Source organism: Lapillicoccus sp. (assembly GCF_039935575.1).
Lineage (GTDB): Bacteria > Actinomycetota > Actinomycetes > Actinomycetales > Dermatophilaceae > Lapillicoccus.
On record NZ_JBDTKA010000128.1, the window covers coordinates 1 to 19,784 of the forward strand.

Here is a 19,784-nt window from a genome sequence, read left to right on the forward strand (position 1 = left end):
AGAGAAGCAGCGCCTCGTCGCGGGGGTGGCGGCGCAGTACGAGTCCGAGGTCGTCTACCACCAGATCCGCGAGGACCTGCAGGAGAAGGGCGTCATCTTCGTCGACACCGACACCGGGCTGCGCGAGCACGAGGACCTGTTCCGCGAGTACTTCACCTCGGTGATCCCGGCCGGGGACAACAAGTTCGCTTCGCTCAACACCGCTGTCTGGTCGGGCGGCTCGTTCATCTACGTACCACCGGGCATCCACGTGGACATCCCGCTGCAGGCCTACTTCCGGATCAACACCGAGAACATGGGCCAGTTCGAGCGAACCCTGATCATCGCCGACGAGGGGTCCTCGGTGCACTACGTCGAGGGCTGCACCGCGCCGATCTACTCGTCCGACTCGTTGCACTCCGCGGTTGTCGAGATCATCGTCAAGAAGAACGCCCGAGTCCGGTACACGACCATTCAGAACTGGTCCAACAACGTCTACAACCTTGTCACCAAGCGCGCCACCTGCGCCGAGGGCGCGACGATGGAGTGGATCGACGGCAACATCGGCTCCAAGGTGACGATGAAGTACCCGGCCGTGTTCCTGCTCGGCGAGCACTCTCGGGGTGAGACGCTGTCCGTCGCCTTCGCGGGCGAGGGCCAGCATCAGGACGCCGGCGCCAAGATGGTGCACGCGGCGCCCAACACCTCGTCGACCATCGTCAGCAAGTCGGTCGCGCGAGGCGGCGGTCGTACCTCCTACCGGGGCCTGGTCCAGGTCATGGAAGGCGCTCACAACAGCAAGTCGACGGTGCGTTGCGACGCGCTGCTCGTCGACCAGATCAGCCGGTCCGACACCTACCCCTACGTCGACGTCCGCGAGGACGACGTCCAGATGGGCCACGAGGCGACGGTTTCCAAAGTGTCTGCCGACCAGCTCTTCTACCTCCAGTCCCGCGGGATGACGGAGGAGGAGGCCATGGCCATGATCGTGCGCGGGTTCGTCGAGCCCATCGCGCGCGAGCTGCCCATGGAGTACGCCCTCGAGCTCAACCGCCTGATCGAGCTGCAGATGGAAGGAGCAGTCGGCTGATGCCGCTGTTGGAAAAGTCGTCCACCGCGAGTGCTCAGGATTCGGCGCCCGGCCAGAACGGCCATACCGACTCGGCCGCGGCGTTTGTCCCCGACCAGTCGCGCGCCGAGCGGGTGACGTCGTTCGACGTCGCCGCGTTCGGCATGCCGACGGGGCGTGAGGAGGAGTGGCGGTTCACGCCTGTCGACCGCTTGCGTTCGCTGCTGACCGACACCCCCACGCAGGATGGTGCGGTGACGTATGCCGTTTCCGCTCCCGACGGCGTGGTGGTCGGATCGCTCGCGCCGGGTCAGGCGCCGCGCGGCACTGTGCTCGTGCCCGCCGACCGGGCGGCCGTCGTCGCCAGCGCGAACACCCCCGAAGCGCTGCACGTCCGCATCCCAGCCGACGCCGAGCTGACCGAGCCCGTCAACATCCGTGTCATAGGAGTGGGCGGCGCGCGCAGCAACGCCCACCACGTGATCGAGGCTGGTCGGCACAGCAAGGCCGTCGTCGTGCTCGACCACGAGGGCGACGCGGAGCACGCCGGAAACGTCGAGGTGGTCGTCGGTGACGGCGCCGACCTCACTGTCGTCACCATCCAGAGCTGGGGCGATGAGTCGCACCACCTCGGGCAGCACGACGCGCTCGTCGGCCGCGACGCGACCTACAAGCACATCGTGGTGAGCCTCGGGGGCAGCATCGTCCGGATCAACACCAACGTCCGGTATGCCGGCCCCGGCGGTTTCGCCACGCTGCTCGGCGTCTACTTCGCCGACGCCGGACAGCACCTCGAGCACCGCAGCTTCGTTGACCACGACGCCCCGCACTGCCGCAGCAGCGTCACCTACAAGGGTGCGCTGCAAGGGGACTCGGCCCACACGGTCTGGGTAGGCGACGTGCTGATCCGCGCGATAGCCGAGGGCACCGAGACCTATGAGCTCAACCGCAACCTGGTCCTGACAGAGGGCGCCCGTGCCGACTCCGTGCCCAACCTCGAGATCGAGACCGGTGAGATCATCGGAGCAGGACACGCCTCGGCGACCGGTCGGTTCGATGACGAGCAGCTGTTCTATCTGCAGGCTCGTGGCATCCCCGCGGACGAGGCGCGTCGCCTGGTCGTTCGTGGGTTTCTGGTCGACGTGGTCAACCAGATCCCCGTCGCCGACCTGCGCGAACGGCTCTACGCCGACATTGACGACGAGCTGGCCACCGCACAGCGGGCCGGCGCCGAAGCGCTGAAGGCGAGCGCGTGAGCGCCCAGCCCGTGCCGCCGGCCGAGGTCCAGCGCACGGCCGACGGCTTTGTCTACGTGTGCGAGGTCGAGGACCTGGCGGTCAGCACCGCCGCACAAGCGGACGTCGACGGCTCGATCCTCGCGATGGTGCGCGACGGTGACGGCGACATCCACGCTATCGACGACCAGTGCACCCACGGCCACGTCTCCCTGTCCGAGGGAGAGGTCGACGGCTGCACCCTCGAATGCTGGCTGCACGGCTCACGGTTCGACCTGCGCACCGGCGACCCCACCGGTCCTCCCGCGACCGTCCCCGTCGCCGTCCACGCCGTCCGTGTCGCCGGCACCCACGTCTATGTCCATCTTCAGGAGAAGTGAGCACCCATGACCACCCTCGAGATTCGCGACCTGCATGTCACCGTGGAGGTGGAGGGCGGCGCGAAGGAGATCCTTCGTGGTGTCGACCTCACGGTGAGCTCCGGCGAGACCCACGCCATCATGGGCCCCAACGGATCCGGAAAGTCCACGCTGGCCTATTCGGTCGCCGGACACCCGCGCTACAAGGTCACCGAGGGCAGCGTCACCCTCGACGGTGAGGACGTGCTCGCGATGAAGGTCGACGAGCGCGCCCGCGCGGGACTGTTCCTGGCCATGCAGTACCCCGTCGAGGTTCCTGGTGTGACCGTCTCCAACTTCCTGCGCACCGCCAAAACCGCGGTCGACGGCGAGGCGCCAAAGCTGCGCACCTGGGTCAAGGACATGAAGGGCGCGATGGAGAAGCTGCGCATCGACCCGGCCTTCGCAGAGCGCAACGTCAACGAGGGCTTCTCCGGTGGCGAGAAGAAGCGTCACGAGATCCTCCAGATGGAGCTGCTCAAGCCCTCGATCGCGATCCTCGACGAGACCGACTCGGGTCTGGACGTCGACGCGCTCAAGGTCGTCTCCGAGGGCGTCAACCGCGTCAAGGCAAGCGGTGACGTGGGCGTACTTCTCATCACGCATTACACCCGGATCCTGCGCTACATCGAGCCCGACTTCGTGCACGTCTTCATCGACGGCCGGATCGTCGAGGAGGGCGGCAAGGAGCTCGCCGACCGGCTCGAGGACGAAGGCTACGACCGCTATCTGACGGTTGCCCAGGGCTGACACTCGTGACAGCACACCCGTTCACCGACGAGGAGTCGGCCCGGATCCGGGCCGACTTCCCCATCCTCGCGCGCACCGTGCGTGACGGAAAACCGTTGGTGTACCTCGACTCCGGAGCTACGTCGCATAAACCAACCGTCGTCCTCGACGCCGAGCGTGAGTTCTACGAGCGGCACAACTCGGCCGTCCACCGCGGCGCCCACCAGCTCTCCGAGGAGGGCACCGAGGCATACGAGACGGCTCGCGAGACGATCGCCGCGTTCATCGGCGCCACTTCCGAGCAGGTGGTGTTCACCAAGAACGCCACCGAGGCGCTCAACCTGGTCGCCTACGCGTTCTCGAACGCCACCCACGGTGGCGGCGGGGGAGCGGGGTCGCGGTTCACTCTCCAGCCTGGCGACGAGGTGCTCGTCACCGAGATGGAGCACCACGCCAACCTCGTGCCGTGGCAGGAGCTCTGTCGGCGCACCGGCGCGACGCTGCGGTGGGTCCCGGTCACGGGCGACGGGCGGCTTGATCTGACGGACCTCGACACGCTGCTTAGCACCCGCACCAAGGTGTTCGCCTTCACCCATGTCTCGAACGTTCTCGGGACCGTCAACCCGGTACGCCTGCTGGCCGACCGCGCACACGACGTCGGGGCTCTGGCCGTGCTCGACGCGTGCCAGTCGGTGCCGCACCTGGCCGTCGACGTGACCCGGCTCGGGGTCGACCTGCTCGCCTTCAGCGGCCACAAGATGTTGGGACCGTTGGGGATCGGCGTCCTCTGGGGTCGGTCCGAGGTGCTCGACGAGATGCCGGTCTTCCTCACGGGCGGCTCGATGATCGAGACCGTGACGATGGAGGGGTCGACCTACGCACCCGTGCCCCAGAAGTTCGAGGCCGGCGTGCCCATGGCGGCGCAGGCGATCGGCCTGTCGGTCGCCGCCCAATACCTCGCCGAGCTCGGGATGGACCGGGTCGAGGCGCACGAGCAGTCGCTCTGCGAGCACCTGCTGAAGGGGCTGGCGCAGCGCCCCTGGGTGCGCGTCGTCGGACCGGACCTTGGTGCCGACCGCGGCGCCACGGTCGCCTTCGTGGTCGACGGCGTGCATGCGCACGATGTCGGGCAGGTCCTCGACGATGCCGGTGTCGCCGTCCGGGTGGGTCACCACTGTGCCTGGCCGCTGCACCGGGCGCTCGGGGTGACCGCGACGTCGCGGGCGAGCTTCGCGGCATACAACACGGTCGGTGAGGTCGATGCGCTGCTGGCGGCCCTCGACGAGGTGCCCGCGATCTTCGGGGTCGGGGCCTGACATGGATCTCTACCAGGAGCTGATCCTCGAGCACTCGAAGCGGCCGCACGGTGCCGGACTGCGGGAGCCGTTCGATGCCGAGGCCCACCACGTCAACCCGACCTGCGGTGACGAGATCACCCTGCGCGTCGACCTCGACGGTGCCAGCCTCGACGCGAGGGTCGTCGACGTCTCCTACGACGCGCTGGGTTGCTCGATCAGTGTCGCCTCCACCTCGGTTCTCACCGAGCTCGTCACCGGCCACACCGTCCGTGAGGCGCTCGCGGCCTACGAAGCGACCCGGGCCATGCTCACCTCGAAGGGCCAGGATCCGGGCGACGAGGACGTCATCGGTGACGGCATCGCCTTCGCGGGCGTCTCGAAGTACCCCGCCCGGGTCAAGTGCGCCCTGCTCGGGTGGAGCGCCTTCACGGACGCTCTGGCCCGCTCTGGCGTCGATATCTCGTCCACCGCACCCGCACCCGCAACCCAGAAGGGCTGACCGCCATGACGGACACCACCCAGACCACCCAGACGACCCAGACCACCCAGACCAGCGCGAGCACACCCGCCAACGTGGCCGACGTCGAGGAGGCCATGCGCGACGTCGTCGACCCGGAGCTCGGCATCAACGTCGTCGACCTCGGACTGGTCTACGGCATCACCGTCGACTCAGAGTCGACCGCGATCATCGACATGACCTTGACCTCGGCGGCGTGCCCGCTGACCGACGTCATCGAGGACCAGACCGGGCAGGCGCTCGAAGGCCTGGTCAGCGGTTTCCGGATCAACTGGGTCTGGATGCCGCCGTGGGGCCCGGACAAGATCACCGACGACGGGCGCGAGCAGCTGCGGGCGCTCGGCTTCAACCTCTGACCCGACGTCGAGGGGACCTGGCCGTGGCGGACCTGTGAGGGTCGTCGAGGTCGGGCCAGAACGGTTGGCCCGGTGGGTTGCCGGTTTCGGCGAACGACACGACGGCGCTGAGACGCACGACGATGCCGGTCGCATCGTCGCGTTGACGGGCGGTGACGGCGCCCGCGCCGAGATGGAGTGGTTCAGCCACGACCCGATCGGGGTCGTTCTCGTTCGCAGAGGCGGGTATGCCGTCGGCCTCGCTGTGGGCGGCCGGTTCACCGAGTCGAAGGTCGGGAAGCGGCACGTCCAGTCACGGACGGCGGCCGGGGGGTGGTCGCAGCAACGGTTCGCCCGCAGACGCGGCAACCAGGCGGACGCGCTGGTCGAGGCAGTCACCGGTCACACCGTACGGATCCTGCTGGGCGGCAACGAGTCTCCCCGAGCAGGGTCACCAGTCATACCGGCTGCTCTGGTCCTCGGTGGGGATCGTACCCTCGCCGCCGACGTCCTTGCGGCGCACTCACTTCGGGCGCTGGTCGGGCTGCCCCGACGTGAGTTTTACGACCTACCCGACCCCAGGCGCGACGTACTGGAGCGCGCGCTCGACCGTGGCCGCAGCGTGCGGATCACCCTCACCGAGCCGTTGCCGCGGGATGGATGGCCTGAGATGTTCTGACGCCCCTGACCTGCTCAGCCGAGGTTGGTCGCGGCAAAGGTGTTGCACTGGTTGAGGTCGCCCGATTGATAGCCCGTGAGGAACCACTTCTGTCGTTGCGCGCTCGACCCGTGGGTCCACGTCTCGGGGTTGACCCTGCCCGTCGAGGCCTTCTGGATCCGGTCGTCGCCGACCGCGGAGGCGGCTGACAGCGCCGACTGGACGTCTTGCTGGCTGATCGGCTTCAGGAACGTCGTGCCTTTGGCGTCGGTGGTCTGGGTGGCGTTCTTGACCCACATACCGGCGAGGCAGTCGGCCATCAGCTCGAGACGCACGGAGCCCGACTCGGCACCCTGTGGGTCCTGCTGAGCACGCCCGAGGACACCCAGGATGTCCTGGATGTGGTGGCCGTACTCGTGGGCGATGACGTATTCCTTGGCCAGCTGTCCTCCGTCGGAGCCGAAGTCCTGCTGGAGCTGCTGGAAGAAGCTGGCGTCGATGTAGACGAGGCCGTCGAGCGGGCAGTAGAACGGCCCGACCTGGTTGGAGGCGGTGCCGCAGCCGGACTGGGTCTGCCCGGAGTAGAGCACGGTCTTCGCGGAGGTGTACTGCCGTCCGTACTGAGGCAACGCCTTGGCCCAGTAGGACTGGACGCTGTTGACGGTGGCGATGACCAGACACTGGTCGTTCTTGTTGGCGTCGGCGCCGGTTTTGCACTGGGCAAACCCGGCACTCGGCTGAGAGCCGCCCGCAGCAACCTGCGCCGGGTCGAGCGACCCGGTGGAGGTCTGTGACTGGCCCCCGCTGCTCTGGGTACCTCCGTTCCCCAGAAGTCCGCCGCCGAAGACGAACAGCAGGACCAGCACGATCAGCCCGCCGATGCCACCGCCGACCTGGATGCCCCCGGGAAAGTTGCCGCCACCGCCGTAGCCACCTCCGCGGCCGCCGCCGCGGCCGCCGCCGAGACCACCCCCGAGACCGCCTGTGCCGCCCGCGCTGCCTCCCGAGGTGACCTGGGAGGTGTCGAGCTGGACGTTCTCGTTGAAGGTCACCGATGGCCTCCTGGGACGCGGTGCGGGGCAACCGGACTGAACCGGATCGCGGACGTGCTCACCCTAACCGCGCGTGGCGCACTCTGGTGACCCAGCGGGCGGTGTGCCTGACGCAGCGGATGTGCGGCTTCTTCACCGCGCCGGCTTATGACGGTTGGCCGCTGATGATGCTCCGGCTGGACGAGGTCGACGTCGATCAGCTGGCAGAGCTCGTCACCGTCGCCTGGCGGATGCGGGCGCCGAGCTGACGGGAGCTCAGCGCAGGGTGACGGCGTCCGCCCGCAGGATCGTCAGCCGCACCCGCACCTCGACCTCGACACCCACCGCCGGGGGAGTGACTCCGTCGGGCAGCGACAGCAGGCTGACCTGCATGTGGGGTGGTTCGACGAACCAGGCGTTGCGGCCCGACACCGTGAACGGCGATCGAACCCGACCCGCCGCCTCCAGCGCGCTCTCGGCGAGCACGATCACCCGACCCCGCACCGAGTCGACAGCACGGGGTGCCTCCAGCGCGACCCCGTGACTTGTCCCACCACTCACCACGAGGAGGTGGCCCGCGGCGAGCCGCCGCTGCCGGTACCCGGCATGGTCACCGCGGGCCACCGGCCGCACGTCGAGCACGTGAGCCCGCACGACGAGGGCACCGGGATCTCCCAGCCACAGCTCGGTTCCCACCCGGGCCTCGAACGACCGCCGCGGGTATGCCGCGGAGAGACTCGCGAGCTCGGCCGGAGTGACGTGCGAGACCTGCCACCGGTCTACGGGCGTCCCCGACTGCTCCGACCCGTCGGCCAGGCCGTCAACGAGGTCGACCCAGCGACGGATCTCCTCGAGGTGACCGGTGCCCAGGGGCAGATGCAGGCCGACGGCGACCAGCTCGGCGTCACCCAGGCTCGCCAGCGTCTCGCCCAGATAGGGAGCCGGGACACCGTGCCGGTTCATCGAGGAGAGTCCTTCGACGACGACGCGCGGACGACCTACTCTACCGACCAGGTCCGCGACGTCGGCACCGTAGGTGACCGTGTGGACAAGTGACGGGTGCGACAGGTGCGCAAGGGACCCGTGGATCGACGGCCGGTAAGGCTCCATCACGAGGACGTCGCCGGGGAATACCCCGAGGGCGACCGGTGCCTCGCAGTACGTTCCGACGGCGACGGTGCCAACACCGTGGGACCCGTGCAGACGGCTCGCCTCGGCGACGAGCAGGTCGAGACCGAACCCGTAGCCGCAGCCCTTGATCACCGGGATGAGGCCTGGGCTGGCCGTGATGGTCTGGCTCAGGTGCCGACGCCAGCGGGCGGCGTCCACATACAGAGTGACGGCCATGCGATCAGCCGCGCCTTCGCATGTAGAGACTGAAAGCCTTGTGCAGCAAACGGTTCAGCGGAAGCTCCCACTCGCCAGCGAACTCCACCGCCTCGCCGCCGGTCCCGACCTTGAACCGGATCAGCCCGATGTGGGAGTCGTTCGACGCGACCGTGTCCGTGATGCCGCGCAGGTCATAGACGTCGGCGCCGGCCGCCAGGGCGTCTCGCATCATCCGCCACTGGACCGCCGTCGAGCCTTGCACCTCACGTTTGGTCGCGGTCGAGGCGCCATACGAGTACCACGTATGTCTTCCGACCCGCACCCAGGTCGTCGCCGCGACCACGTCACCCTCGTGCCGGGCGAGGTAGAGGCGGATCCGATCCGGATCCTCCTCGGTCATCACCTCGAACATCCGCTGGAAGTAGCCCAGCGGCCGCGGGGTGAAATGGTCCCGCGCAGCGGTCTCGACGTAGACCTCGTGGAACGCGGCCAGGTCCAGGGCGGTGCCGCGGGTGACCTCGACGCCGGCCTTGTCGGCCTTCTTGATGTTCCGGCGCCAGAGCTGGTTCATTCCGGTGAGCAGCTCGGCCTCGGTTCGCCCGGCGAGCGGCACCTGGAAGACGTACTGCGGCTGGCCCGCTGAGAAACCGTCCTCGGAGTCGAGGTGCGCGAAACCCAGTCGCTCCAAGACGGTACGCAGCCGTTCGCCAGGCTGGCTGGTCTCGTCCGGAGCAACGGTCCGCAACGAGACGACGGTGTCGTCGGCCATCGCCGCCTTGAGCGTGGTGGCGCCCCAACGGCGCACCGACGCTGTCGGTCCGATCCGCAACGCGAACGCGCCCTGGCTCTGCACGTGGTCGCGCAGGGTCGCCAGCACGTCCAGGACAGCGGGACCGTCCCAGTCGATGACCGGGCCCTCGGGCAGGTAGGCCAACGAGCGTCCGATCCGGGGCAGGCTGCGGTAGAGCACCAAGCCGGCCCCGATCATGGTGTCGCCGTCGAACCAGCCCAGGGACTCCGCGCGCCAGTCCGACTTCAGCCGACCCCAGGCGGGCGTCTGCAAGAAGCTGCCCGACCGCGCCGTGACGAGCTCGAGGTGCTGGACCGGGTCGACGACACGCACGGAGATGTCGCGGCTGCTCACGGGCAGCGAGGCTACCCGAGCGCGCCCGGGAAAACGGATTCGGCGCTGGGGGATCGCGCTGGCAGAATGGAGTGTCAACCGGCCGTGCGAGTGAAGTGGGTCCGCCGTGATCGTCGCCACCGGGATCGAGCTGCGTGCTGGGTCCCGCCTCCTCGTCGACGGCGCGACGTTCCGGATCGCCGCTGGTGACCGGGTCGGGCTGGTCGGACGCAACGGCTCGGGCAAGACAACCCTGACCAAGGTCCTTGCCGGCGACGGCCAGCCCGCTGCCGGGAGCGTGACGCGCAGCGGTGAGGTGGGCTACCTCCCGCAGGACCCGCGCACCGGAGACCTCACGATGCTTGCCCGGGACCGGATCCTGTCCGCCCGTGGGCTCGACCAGACGATCCGCGACATGCGCGAGGCCGAGAAGCGGATGGCCTCTGAGGACGAGCAGGTCCGAGACAAGGCGATGACCCGCTACACGCGGCTGGAGGCGGAGTTCACGGCACAGGGCGGGTATGCGGCCGAGTCGGAGGCGGCGGCGATCGCCTCGGCGCTGTCGCTCGAGGAGCGCATCCTCGACCAGCCGCTGAGCACGCTGTCGGGTGGTCAGCGACGCCGCGTGGAGCTGTCCCGAATCCTCTTCTCCGGCGCCCAGACCCTGCTGCTCGACGAGCCGACCAACCACCTCGACGTCGACTCAGTGGTGTGGCTGCGCGACTGGCTGCGGGCATACCAGGGTGGTCTGGTCGTGATCAGCCACGACGTCCAGATGCTCGACACCGTGGTGAACCGGGTGTTCCACCTCGACGCCAACCGCGCGGAGCTCGACCTGTACAACATCGGCTGGAAGCCCTACCTGGCCCAGCGCGAGAGCGACGAACGCCGGCGACGACGTGAGCGCGCCAACACTGAGAAGAAGGCCGGAGCCCTTCTCGCCCAGGCGGACAAGATGCGCGCGAAGGCGACGAAAGCCGTTGCGGCACAGAACATGGCCCGACGCGCCGAGCGGATGCTCGCCGGGCTCGAGGGTGAGCGGGCGCAGGACAAGGTAGCGAAGATCCGGTTCCCCGACCCGGCACCATCGGGGCGTACGCCGCTGCGCGCCTCCGGCCTGTCCCGGTCCTACGGGTCGCTCGAGGTGTTCACCGACGTCGACCTGGCGATCGACCGCGGGTCGCGGGTGGTGGTGCTCGGCCTCAACGGCGAGGGCAAGACCACGCTGCTGCGGATCCTCGGGGGCGTCGACCAGCCCGACACGGGCCAGGTGGAGCCGGGGCACGGGCTCAAGCTCGGTTACTACGCGCAGGAGCACGAGAACCTCGACATCGGCCGCACAGTGCTGCAGAACATGAAGACGGCCGCCCCGTCGCTCGGCGAGACCGAGGTACGCAAGGTGCTGGGTTCGTTCCTCTTCTCCGGGAGCGACGTGGACAAGCCGGCCCGCGTCCTGTCCGGCGGGGAGAAGACGCGGCTGTCGCTGGCGATGCTCGTGGTCTCGTCGGCGAACGTCCTGCTGCTCGACGAGCCGACCAACAACCTCGACCCGGCGTCGCGCGAGGAGATCCTCGGAGCGCTGCGCACCTACAAGGGCGCCGTCGTCCTGGTCAGCCACGACGAGGGCGCTGTGGCCGCGCTCGAACCGGAGCGGGTCCTGCTGTTGCCCGACGGCGTCGAGGACTTCTGGGGCGCGGACTACCGCGACCTGGTCTCGCTGGCCTGACCACACCCGTCACAGAAGGTCCCGGTTCATATTGGTCGTGATGACCAGCCGCTGTCGGGGTGGGGCCCGTGGGTCGTCGCAGCGCTGGCCGGTGGGGACACGCTCGCCGAGGTCGTGGCCCGGCTGCGCTCCGCGGGCATCGCCCGTGTCGTGGTCATCACCTACCTGGTCGCGGAGGGGGTGCTTCGCGACCGGATGGCGAAACAGGCTGGTGACGAGGGCGTCGAGGTGGTGCCCGGGACGCTTTCCGACACCGAAGCCCTGGCTCGGCTCGTCGTGGCTCGGGCGGAGCCCCTGGTCCGACCGCTTCCCGTGACCGCGCCTTGGGGCGTGCGCACCGACTGTCGCGCAGTGCCGGTTACCCTGCCCAGATGACCGACGACGCACCTCACCCGTGGCTGCGGGTCTCCCGCGAGGGACCGGTCCAGACGGTGACCCTTGCCAACCCCGCCGAGCGCAACGCCCAGGTGCCGTCGCTCTGGAGGGCGCTCGCCGAGGTGGGCGCGGCCGTCCCCGACGAGGTACGTGTCGTGCTGCTGCGCGGCGACGGAACCTCGTTCTCGGCGGGCCTGCACCGCCGGATGCGGCAGCCCGGCGGACTGCCCGGTGAGACGGACCTCCTGACCCTCGCCGCCACGTCCGGCGACAGGCTCGACGAGGTGATCGCGGGGTTCCAGCGCGGCTTCACCGTGTGGTCGAGTGTCCCCGCGGTCGTCGTCGCCGTCGTTCAGGGTCACGCGATCGGCGCCGGGTTCCAGCTGGCCCTCGCGGCCGACCTGCGTCTGCTCGCCGAGGATGCGCTCCTGGCGATGCGTGAGACGAGCCTCGGGCTGGTCCCGGACCTCGGCGGGAGCAAGCCGCTCGTGGACCTCGTCGGCTACGCGCGGGCGATGGAGATCTGCGCGACCGGCCGGTTCGTCGGTGCTCGGGAGGCGGTGGACATCGGGTTGGCGAGCGCGGCTGTGCCGGCGGACACCCTCGACGCGGCGGTCGACGACCTGGTGGCTGCGCTCCTGGCGGCGCCACGCGACGCGCTGCGTGAGCTCAAACCCCTGCTGCGCAATGCTGCAGAGGCGTCACCCGCCGACCAGCTGCGCGCCGAGCGCGACGCCCAGACGCGGCTGCTCACGGCGATGGCGACACGCATACCCGCGCCTGCCCGGTCGGTTCCGTGAGGAATACCCGCCCGTCGGCGAGGTGTTGAGCACGCAGGACCACACGTACACCGCGAGGAGGTTTCGGTGAGTACCTCTCCGTGGATGATGATGCGGTCGATGACGCAGGACTCCTCTGTCGTCGGCCAGGGGCTGCGCCCCGGCACCCGACGCCGAGTCCTGGGCTATGCCAGGCCGTTCCTGCGGCCGATCCTGGTGTTCCTCGTGATCGTGGTCGTCGACGCGTTCGTCATGGTGGCCTCCCCGCTCCTGCTGAAGGACATCATCGACCTCGGGGTCACGCCACGGGACTCCGGCGTCGTGGTGCGTCTCGCCCTGGTCGTCGCGGCACTCTCGGTCGTCGACGCGGTCCTCACGCTGGTGCAGCGCTGGTACTCGCAACGAATCGGTGAGGGGCTGATCTACGACCTGCGCACGCAGGTGTTCTCCCACGTGCTGCGCCAGCCGATCGCGTTCTTCACCCGCGCCCAGACCGGCTCCCTCGTGAGCCGGCTCAACTCCGACGTCATCGGGGCGCAGACGGCGTTCACGTCCGTCCTGTCCAGCGTGGTGAGCAACACCCTGTCGCTGGTCCTGATCGTCGGGGCCATGTTCACCCTCTCCTGGCAGCTGACCCTGGGGGCACTGGCCCTGGTGCCGTTCTTCATCGTCCCGGCAAGACTGATGGGTCGCCGGCTGGCCGGGCTCTCACAGCTGCAGATGAACCTCAACGCCGACATGGGCAGCCGGATGACCGAGCGGTTCAACGTCGCCGGGGCCTTGTTGGTCACGCTGTTCGGCAACCCCGCCCGCGAGGACCGTGAGTATGCCGAACGTGCCGCCAGGGTGCGCGACGCCGGTGTGCGGATCGGGGTGAACCGCACGGTCTTCATGGTCGCGCTGGGTCTGGTCGCGGCGCTGGCGACCGCCATGGTCTACGGGTTCGGCGGCGTGATGGCGGTCAACGGGACGCTCACGGTCGGGACCCTTCTCGCCCTGGCGGCCCTGCTGGCGCGCCTCTACTCGCCGTTGACGGCCATCTCCAACGTGCGCGTCGATATCATGACCGCGCTGGTGTCCTTCGAACGCGTCTTCGAGATCCTCGACCTCGAGCCGCTGGTTGTCGAGAAACCCGACGCCGCAGCGCTTCCCGACGGACCACTCGGCATCGAGGCCGATTCGGTCTCGTTCCGGTACCCCTCCGCCGACGAGGTCTCGCTGCGGTCGTTGGAGTCGATCTCCACGGGCGACCGGGGGGCGGGCCAGCCGGTGTTGCATGACATCGACCTGAGCGTCGAGCCCGGCCAGCTCGTCGCCCTCGTCGGGCCGTCAGGTGCCGGCAAGACCACCATCACATCGTTGATGGCGCGCCTCTACGACCCGACATCGGGCACCGTGCGGGTCGGGGGAGTCGACCTACGCGACGTGTCGATGAGCTCGCTGCACGACTCGGTCGGAGTCGTCACGCAGGACGCGCACATGTTCCACGACACGATCCGCGCAAACCTCTCCTACGCTGACCCGGATGCCAGCGAGCAGCAGATGCGCGATGCCCTGGCGGCCGCGCAGGTGCTGCGCCTGGTCGACAGCCTGCCCGAGGGGCTCGACACCGTGGTGGGAGACCGGGGGCACCGGTTGTCCGGCGGGGAGAAGCAGCGCCTCGCGATCGCGCGGCTGCTCCTCAAAGGTCCACGCGTCATCATCCTCGACGAGGCGACGGCCCATCTCGACTCGGAATCCGAGGTGGCGGTGCAGCGAGCCCTCGACGTGGCCTTGTCCGGACGGACCTCGCTCGTCATCGCCCATCGGCTCTCGACGGTTCGCGGCGCCGACCAGATCCTCGTCGTGGACGAGGGCCGGATCGTCGAACGAGGCCGGCACTCCGAGCTGTTGGCCCGCGGAGGCCTCTACGCCGATCTCTACGAGACGCAGTTCGCTGCCGAGGAAGCCGAGCTCACCCGCTGACCGCCGTTCTGGCCGCTCGCGGTCACGAGGGCGCACGGTCCAAAGCCTGCGGGTACCCCGGTCGTGTCACGCGCACCGTGCGTGATGAGCGCGTCTCGATCAACCTGCGCGCACTGTCTGTCCACACCTTGGCGACACCCGGCTGTGGCGGCTCCGGCCGCTATGACGGCGATGTCGCCTCAGGCGTCCTCCTGGTCCCAGATCCGCACCTTCTTGACCCGCGACGGCACCGGCTCACCCTCGGCAGGCGTGACGGGGACCGCGGCATCGGCGACCGCCAGACGGATGCGGTAACCGAGGAACACGAACCCGAAGACCGATGTGAGCCACCACTGGAAGGCGTATGCCTGGTGCGGGCCGAGGTCGGTGTCCGGCTGCTCGAGCGGGGCCGGCCGCGGTGGGACGCCGGCCGCGCTCTGCTCCGTGTCGAGGACCAGGTATGCGTCGAGCAGGCTCCCGCCGGTCTGCGTCGCCGCCTGCCCCAGGTCGATACTCGCCAGCTGACCAGCCGGCAGGTCCTTGCCGAGGTCGGGCTCCCCAGGGCGCAACCAGCCCTGCACCGTCACCTCCCCGTTGGGTGCGGCAGGCACCGACGGGAGGTCGGCGGCGGCGTCGGGGTTCGCAACCCAGCCGCGGTCGACCAGGAGCCGCTTGCCGGACAGTGCGCCGCCGCTGCGGCTGCCAGTGCCTCCGGTGCCACCCGAGCCACCACCCAGCTCCAGCGGGACGAGCACCTCCAGACCGCCCGAGCCGTCGAGAAACCGGTTGCGCACGAGAAGCTGCGCCGGCGCATACCGGCCGGTGGTGGTGACGCGCAGCCACTCGTCGGCCTCGGTGAGCGGGAGTCGACCGAGGACGTCGGCCAGCGGGACGGGAGCCGCGGTGTAGTGGCTCGTGACCGCGGTCGCTCGCACCTGTCTGTCTTCGTAGCGACCCCACTGCCAACGGCCGAGTAGGACGCACACGACGGCAAACACCACGGCGATTGCAAACCCGCCGAGCATACGTCTCGTGAGGATCGCCCTGAACACTGCCTCACGGTACTCGCTCCGCTTAGAGTGTTGTCGTGACCGCCCTTCCCACCCCCCGCCTGCGACCCGAGGGTAGCGGCCTGTCCGACGGGTTCGGTCGGGTCGCCCGCGACCTGCGGGTGTCGGTGACGGACCGGTGCAACCTCCGCTGCACCTACTGCATGCCCGCCGAGGGCCTGCCGTGGATGGCCAAGGCGGAGATGCTCAGCGATGCCGAGATGCTACGGGTCATCGGCGTCTTCGTGGGTCTCGGGGTGCGGCAGGTGCGGCTGACCGGGGGCGAGCCACTGCTCCGCCGCTCGCTGGTTGACCTGGTCGTCGGGATCGCGGCCCTGAAGCCTCGTCCGCGGATCGCGATGACGACCAACGGGGTCGGGCTGGCGCGCGTCGCCGGCGCCCTTGCGGAGGCGGGCCTGGACCGGGTGAACGTCAGTCTCGACACGATCGACGCCGAGACGTTCAGCCGACTGACTCGCCGAAACCGCCTCACCGACGTCGAAAAAGGTCTTGCCGCGGCTGCGGAAGCAGGGCTGGCGCCAGTCAAGGTCAACGCCGTGGCCATGCGCGGGGTCAACGACGCCGACGTCGCGGACGTGCTCTCCTGGTGTCTCGACCGAGGCTACGAGCTGCGCTTCATCGAACAGATGCCGCTCGACGCTCAGCACGGCTGGGACCGCACGCAGATGGTCAGCGCGGACGAGATCCGCAGTCGGCTCTCTGAGCGGTTCACCCTCACCGCGCTGCCCGACGCGGACCGGGGTAGCGCTCCCGCGGAGCGGTTCCTCGTCGACGGGGGACCCGCGACGGTCGGCATCATCGCCAGCGTCTCGGAGCCGTTCTGCGCGGCGTGCGACCGCACCCGGCTCACCGCCGACGGTCAGGTGCGCAACTGCCTCTTCTCCGAGGTCGAGACCGACCTGCGCGGTCCGCTGCGCGACGGGGCATCGGACGCCGAGCTCGCTGACCTCGTCAGCGGCGAGATGTGGCGCAAGAAGCGCGGCCACGGCATCGGCGAACCCGGGTTCACCCAGCCCGCTCGCCCGATGTCGAGCATCGGCGGCTGAGCCCGGCGGGTGTGCCGTTCATCCGTGGGTGTCATCGAGATCCTCGACGGGGATCGTGTCGACGAGGAACGAGCGCAACCGCAAGAAGTCACCGAGGGTGGCCGTATGCGTGTCGCAGGCCAGCCAAACCTTGCGCCGTTCCGGGGTGTGGAGCGTCGGGTTGTTCCACAGCAAGGCCCGAGTCGCCGGGGCCCGACAGGCCTTGGCGCTGCACACCAGAGCGAGCGGACGCCCCGCCACGTCACCCACGGGGTACTCGGATCAGCTCGGCAGTCCGCCGTCCACGATCTTGCCGTGGATGGTGGGTCGGTGGGTTGCGCCGGTGTCGTCAGGCAGACCGGTGCGGTCCGAGTAGCCGGGGACGGTGGGGTAGGTGCCCGGCTGCGGCTCCGCATCGAGGGCGCGAACGCGGGTTTCGATCGGCGCGATCTCCGTGCCGCTACGCGGACCGACGGCGTTGGCCAGCACGACGGCGATATACGGCAGGATGACGGCTGCCGCCACGAGCGTCCAGCGGATCCAGCCCATAGTGAAGTAGGCCATCACGCCGCACACTGCGCGGAAGCCCATCGCGATGAGATAGCGACGGACCCGACGGCTCTGTTCCGCTGCCGCCGACGGGGGCGCCGACGTCGCTGACTGGATGACCGGCGCGCTGGCGTCCTGGTCGTTCTGGACGTCCTGGGCGCGGGGGCGGCGACCTGGCAGGTGGTCCTGCTCGTCGGGGTGCTTCACCTCCACAGCCTACGTCGCCGCTGTGATGGCCGCTCACGGCCGGGGCACGGCATACCGGCCGGTATTCGGCTAGCGTGCGTGACGAACACCACGGGCTCCGCCCCCGGGCCCTGCCACCGAAACCCTCTCGGAGCACCAATGACGACTGCCGCCACGACGGATACGAGGCGTCCGGCTGCGGTGACGCCCCGGAACGTCCTCGTGACGGGAGGCAACCGCGGTATCGGTCTGTCGATCGCCAGGGCGTTCGTCGCCGACGGAGACGACGTCGTCGTGACGAACCGGAGCGGAGACGCCCCCGAGGGGCTGAAGGCGGTGCGCTGCGAGGTCACGGACACCGCTTCGGTGAATGCCGCGTTCGACGAGGCCGAGGCGATCCTCGGTGGTCCGGTCGAGGTCTTGGTCGCCAACGCCGGCATCACCCGCGACACGTTGCTGATGCGAATGAGCGACGAGGACTTCGACGACGTGGTGGCCACCAACCTGGCGGGGTCGTTCAAGTGCGCACGCCGGGCGAGCAAGGGCATGATCCGGCTGCGTCGGGGCCGGATCGTGTTCATCTCCAGCGTCGTCGGCCTCTATGGCTCGCCCGGACAGGCCAACTACGCCGCGAGCAAGGCTGGGCTCGTCGGGATGGCGCGCTCGATCTCTCGCGAGCTCGGCGGCCGCGGGATCACGGCCAACGTCGTCGCCCCGGGTTTCATCGCCACGGACATGACCGCAGAGCTCCCCGAGAAGCTGCGGGACACCTACCTCGCCTCCATCCCGGCGGGGCGCTTCGCAACGCCCGAGGAGGTCGCCGAGGTGGTGCGGTTCATCGCCAGTCCCGGGGCGGCATACATCACCGGTGCCGTCATCCCCGTCGACGGCGGTCTAGGCATGGGTCACTGACCTTCCAGAACCACTGCAGCACAATGTCATTCACCAGATCGAACGACCGAAAGGCACGACACCGTGGGCATCCTCGAGGGCAAGCGACTCCTCATCACCGGCGTCCTGATGGACTCCTCGATCGCGTTCCACGTCGCGAAGGTGGCCCAGGAGGAAGGCGCTGAGGTCGTGCTCACGTCGTTCGGGCGGACCATGAAGATCACCCAGACGATCTCGCGCCGGCTCCCCACGACGCCCCCGGTGATCGAGCTGGACGTGACGAACCAGGACGACCTCGACACCCTTGCCGAACGCACCAAGGAGCACGTCGACAGCCTCGACGGCGTCCTGCACTCGATCGGGTTCGCGCCGCAGGGGGCGTTCGACTTCCTCGGGGGCACCTGGGAGGACGCGTCCACCGCATTGCACACGTCGGCATACTCCCTGAAGGCCTTGGCCGTCGGAGCGCTTCCGTTGATGCAGGACGGGGGCAGCATTGTGGGGCTGACGTTCGACGCGAAGTTCGCGTGGCCTGTATACGACTGGATGGGTGTCGCCAAGGCAGCCTTCGAGTCGACCAACCGCTACCTGGCCCGGGACCTCGGCCCCAAGCGGGTGCGCGCGAACCTCGTGGCAGCGGGTCCCATCCGGACCACGGCGGCGAAGTCGATTCCCGGTTTCGAGCAGTTCGAACGCGTCTGGGGTGCCCGCGCCCCGCTCGGCTGGGACGTCAACGACCCGATCCCCGCGGCGCGGGCCTGTGTCGCGCTGCTGTCCGACTGGTTCCCTGCGACCACCGGCGAGATCGTGCACGTCGACGGCGGCGTGCATGCCATGGGGCAGTAGGCAAACCTGCCGTTCTCCCCACTACGCTCGCCGTCATGACCTCGGACGCCGGGCAGGCTGACGCCCCAGCCGACGTCGCGGCCCCGAGGCTGGTCAGCTCTCTCGAGGTACGCGTCCTGGAGGGCCCTAACCTCTACTTCCCGCGGCCTACCATCAAGGTGTCACTTGCCCTACCGGGCTATCTCGCGATGGATCGCTCCGAGGCCGTCGAGCTGGCTCGGCGGCTCGGGCTGCGCACGCCCCGACCGGGGCGAGTCGACTCGGCGCAGCGGCAACGGTTCGTGATGCGGCTGGCGGTGCAGGTCATGCGCCGGATCGCGGCCGAGGTCGGCACCAGGCGGCTGACGGTCCTGGCGCGCACCGGGTCACGGGTCGACGAGGTGGTCATCGCCTTCCCGTGGCGGCACCGGACCTGGGCGCGGATGGCGGGTGAGGCGCTGGGGACGGCGCTGGGCGAGCTGCTCGAGCCCGACGACGGTCCGCAGCCCGGTGCCGAGACGCCGGACCGGATCCTCACCGCGATCGCAGAAGGCATCCGCAGGGAACCCCCCGGATCGGCCTCGGCCGTGACGACACCGTCCGTGCCAGTCGTCTCGGTCACGGGCACCAACGGCAAGACAACGACGACCCGCCTCATTGCCCATATCGCGATGACGGCCGGGCTGCGCACCGCCTGGAGCTCCACCTCCGGT

22 protein-coding genes and 1 pseudogene are annotated in these 19,784 nt (G+C 69.2%); 17 read left to right on the forward strand and 6 right to left on the reverse strand.

Annotation, left to right across the window (positions count from 1 at the left end):
- From sufB to ABI385_RS15225, 8 genes are all read left to right on the forward strand, one after another.
- Positions 1-1,069 (forward strand): Fe-S cluster assembly protein SufB (sufB, locus tag ABI385_RS15190; RefSeq protein ID WP_348104602.1); only part of this gene is annotated, 1,069 nt, incomplete at its 5' end.
- Positions 1,069-2,304 (forward strand): Fe-S cluster assembly protein SufD, encoded by a 1,236-nt coding sequence (gene sufD / locus ABI385_RS15195; RefSeq protein WP_348104603.1) that lies wholly within the window; start codon positions 1,069-1,071, stop codon positions 2,302-2,304. The genes sufB and sufD, both read left to right, overlap by 1 nt.
- Positions 2,301-2,663 (forward strand): non-heme iron oxygenase ferredoxin subunit, encoded by a 363-nt coding sequence (locus ABI385_RS15200; protein WP_348104604.1) that lies wholly within the window; start codon positions 2,301-2,303, stop codon positions 2,661-2,663. The genes sufD and ABI385_RS15200 overlap by 4 nt, the downstream gene beginning before the upstream one ends.
- 6 nt (positions 2,664-2,669) lie before the next feature.
- Positions 2,670-3,431: a Fe-S cluster assembly ATPase SufC gene (gene sufC, locus ABI385_RS15205; protein WP_348104605.1), complete on the forward strand. Its 762-nt coding sequence runs from the start codon at positions 2,670-2,672 to the stop codon at positions 3,429-3,431.
- A gap of 5 nt (positions 3,432-3,436) precedes the next feature.
- Entirely contained in the window at positions 3,437-4,726 is a 1,290-nt protein-coding gene (locus ABI385_RS15210) for a SufS family cysteine desulfurase (protein WP_348104606.1), read from the forward strand.
- 1 nt (position 4,727) lies between these two features.
- Positions 4,728-5,207 carry a Fe-S cluster assembly sulfur transfer protein SufU gene (gene sufU, locus ABI385_RS15215; RefSeq protein WP_348104607.1) on the forward strand — a complete coding sequence of 160 codons (480 nt, stop codon included), beginning with the start codon at positions 4,728-4,730 and terminating at the stop codon, positions 5,205-5,207.
- A 5-nt stretch (positions 5,208-5,212) separates the two neighbouring features.
- Positions 5,213-5,581 carry a metal-sulfur cluster assembly factor gene (locus ABI385_RS15220; protein WP_348104608.1) on the forward strand — a complete coding sequence of 123 codons (369 nt, stop codon included), beginning with the start codon at positions 5,213-5,215 and terminating at the stop codon, positions 5,579-5,581.
- A 34-nt stretch (positions 5,582-5,615) separates the two neighbouring features.
- Positions 5,616-6,239, forward strand: coding sequence for an acVLRF1 family peptidyl-tRNA hydrolase (locus ABI385_RS15225; protein WP_348104609.1), 624 nt, complete (start codon positions 5,616-5,618; stop codon positions 6,237-6,239).
- A 14-nt stretch (positions 6,240-6,253) separates the two neighbouring features.
- On the opposite strand, the gene ABI385_RS15230 is transcribed toward ABI385_RS15225, so the two are convergent.
- The gene (locus tag ABI385_RS15230) at positions 6,254-7,270 is read right to left on the reverse strand and encodes a neutral zinc metallopeptidase (RefSeq protein ID WP_348104610.1); all 1,017 of its coding nucleotides are present in this window, start codon (positions 7,268-7,270) and stop codon (positions 6,254-6,256) included.
- A gap of 2 nt (positions 7,271-7,272) precedes the next feature.
- Here ABI385_RS15230 and ABI385_RS15235 point away from each other — a divergent pair, with 2 nt between their 5' ends.
- Positions 7,273-7,518 (forward strand): hypothetical protein, encoded by a 246-nt coding sequence (locus tag ABI385_RS15235; RefSeq protein ID WP_348104611.1) that lies wholly within the window; start codon positions 7,273-7,275, stop codon positions 7,516-7,518.
- 7 nt (positions 7,519-7,525) lie between these two features.
- On the opposite strand, the gene ABI385_RS15240 is transcribed toward ABI385_RS15235, so the two are convergent.
- Complete coding sequence (locus ABI385_RS15240) at positions 7,526-8,596, reverse strand: alanine racemase (RefSeq protein WP_348104612.1); 1,071 nt, start codon at positions 8,594-8,596, stop codon at positions 7,526-7,528.
- A gap of 4 nt (positions 8,597-8,600) precedes the next feature.
- Positions 8,601-9,722 carry a peptidoglycan bridge formation glycyltransferase FemA/FemB family protein gene (locus ABI385_RS15245; RefSeq protein WP_348104613.1) on the reverse strand — a complete coding sequence of 374 codons (1,122 nt, stop codon included), beginning with the start codon at positions 9,720-9,722 and terminating at the stop codon, positions 8,601-8,603.
- Between the two features lie 106 nt (positions 9,723-9,828).
- On the opposite strand from ABI385_RS15245, the gene ABI385_RS15250 reads away from it, so the two are divergent.
- From ABI385_RS15250 to ABI385_RS15265, 4 genes are all read left to right on the forward strand, one after another.
- Entirely contained in the window at positions 9,829-11,427 is a 1,599-nt protein-coding gene (locus tag ABI385_RS15250) for an ABC-F family ATP-binding cassette domain-containing protein (protein ID WP_348104614.1), read from the forward strand.
- A gap of 114 nt (positions 11,428-11,541) precedes the next feature.
- Entirely contained in the window at positions 11,542-11,802 is a 261-nt protein-coding gene (locus tag ABI385_RS15255; protein ID WP_348104615.1) for a hypothetical protein, read from the forward strand.
- Positions 11,799-12,602: an enoyl-CoA hydratase/isomerase family protein gene (locus ABI385_RS15260; RefSeq protein ID WP_348104616.1), complete on the forward strand. Its 804-nt coding sequence runs from the start codon at positions 11,799-11,801 to the stop codon at positions 12,600-12,602. The genes ABI385_RS15255 and ABI385_RS15260 overlap by 4 nt, the downstream gene beginning before the upstream one ends.
- Positions 12,603-12,686: 84 nt before the next feature.
- Positions 12,687-14,546 (forward strand): ABC transporter ATP-binding protein, encoded by a 1,860-nt coding sequence (locus tag ABI385_RS15265; RefSeq protein ID WP_348104623.1) that lies wholly within the window; start codon positions 12,687-12,689, stop codon positions 14,544-14,546.
- 179 nt (positions 14,547-14,725) lie between these two features.
- Here ABI385_RS15265 and ABI385_RS15270 read toward each other — a convergent pair whose 3' ends face one another.
- Complete coding sequence (locus ABI385_RS15270; RefSeq protein ID WP_348104617.1) at positions 14,726-15,577, reverse strand: SURF1 family protein; 852 nt, start codon at positions 15,575-15,577, stop codon at positions 14,726-14,728.
- 35 nt (positions 15,578-15,612) lie between these two features.
- Here ABI385_RS15270 and moaA point away from each other — a divergent pair, with 35 nt between their 5' ends.
- Positions 15,613-16,641: a GTP 3',8-cyclase MoaA gene (gene moaA / locus ABI385_RS15275; protein WP_348104618.1), complete on the forward strand. Its 1,029-nt coding sequence runs from the start codon at positions 15,613-15,615 to the stop codon at positions 16,639-16,641.
- A gap of 18 nt (positions 16,642-16,659) precedes the next feature.
- Here the strand turns inward: moaA and ABI385_RS15280 are convergent, their stop codons facing one another.
- Positions 16,660-16,890, reverse strand: a complete 231-nt coding sequence (locus ABI385_RS15280) for a hypothetical protein (RefSeq protein ID WP_348104619.1) — start codon at positions 16,888-16,890, stop codon at positions 16,660-16,662.
- A 12-nt stretch (positions 16,891-16,902) separates the two neighbouring features.
- Positions 16,903-17,376 (reverse strand): DUF3099 domain-containing protein, encoded by a 474-nt coding sequence (locus ABI385_RS15285; RefSeq protein WP_348104620.1) that lies wholly within the window; start codon positions 17,374-17,376, stop codon positions 16,903-16,905.
- Between the two features lie 138 nt (positions 17,377-17,514).
- Between ABI385_RS15285 and fabG the strand changes: the two genes are divergently transcribed.
- From fabG to ABI385_RS15300, 3 genes and pseudogenes are all read left to right on the forward strand, one after another.
- Positions 17,515-18,267, forward strand: a complete 753-nt coding sequence (gene fabG / locus ABI385_RS15290; protein WP_348104621.1) for a 3-oxoacyl-ACP reductase FabG — start codon at positions 17,515-17,517, stop codon at positions 18,265-18,267.
- Positions 18,268-18,330: 63 nt separating this feature from the next.
- Positions 18,331-19,092, forward strand: a complete 762-nt coding sequence (fabI, locus tag ABI385_RS15295) for an enoyl-ACP reductase FabI (RefSeq protein WP_348104622.1) — start codon at positions 18,331-18,333, stop codon at positions 19,090-19,092.
- A gap of 35 nt (positions 19,093-19,127) precedes the next feature.
- Positions 19,128-19,784: pseudogene (locus ABI385_RS15300) on the forward strand (Mur ligase); the annotation flags it as partial.

Excerpts from the sequence above, each read along its gene's own strand:
- sufD (WP_348104603.1), top strand. The coding sequence starts at position 1,069 with ATGCCGCTGTTGGAAAAGTCGTCCACCGCGAGTGCTCAGGATTCGGCG.
- sufC (WP_348104605.1), top strand. The coding sequence starts at position 2,670 with ATGACCACCCTCGAGATTCGCGACCTGCATGTCACCGTGGAGGTGGAG.
- sufU (WP_348104607.1), top strand. The coding sequence starts at position 4,728 with ATGGATCTCTACCAGGAGCTGATCCTCGAGCACTCGAAGCGGCCGCAC.
- ABI385_RS15220 (WP_348104608.1), top strand. The coding sequence starts at position 5,213 with ATGACGGACACCACCCAGACCACCCAGACGACCCAGACCACCCAGACC.
- ABI385_RS15235 (WP_348104611.1), top strand. The coding sequence starts at position 7,273 with ATGGCCTCCTGGGACGCGGTGCGGGGCAACCGGACTGAACCGGATCGC.
- ABI385_RS15240 (WP_348104612.1), bottom strand. The coding sequence starts at position 8,596 with ATGGCCGTCACTCTGTATGTGGACGCCGCCCGCTGGCGTCGGCACCTG.
- ABI385_RS15260 (WP_348104616.1), top strand. The coding sequence starts at position 11,799 with ATGACCGACGACGCACCTCACCCGTGGCTGCGGGTCTCCCGCGAGGGA.
- ABI385_RS15265 (WP_348104623.1), top strand. The coding sequence starts at position 12,687 with ATGATGATGCGGTCGATGACGCAGGACTCCTCTGTCGTCGGCCAGGGG.
- fabG (WP_348104621.1), top strand. The coding sequence starts at position 17,515 with ATGACGACTGCCGCCACGACGGATACGAGGCGTCCGGCTGCGGTGACG.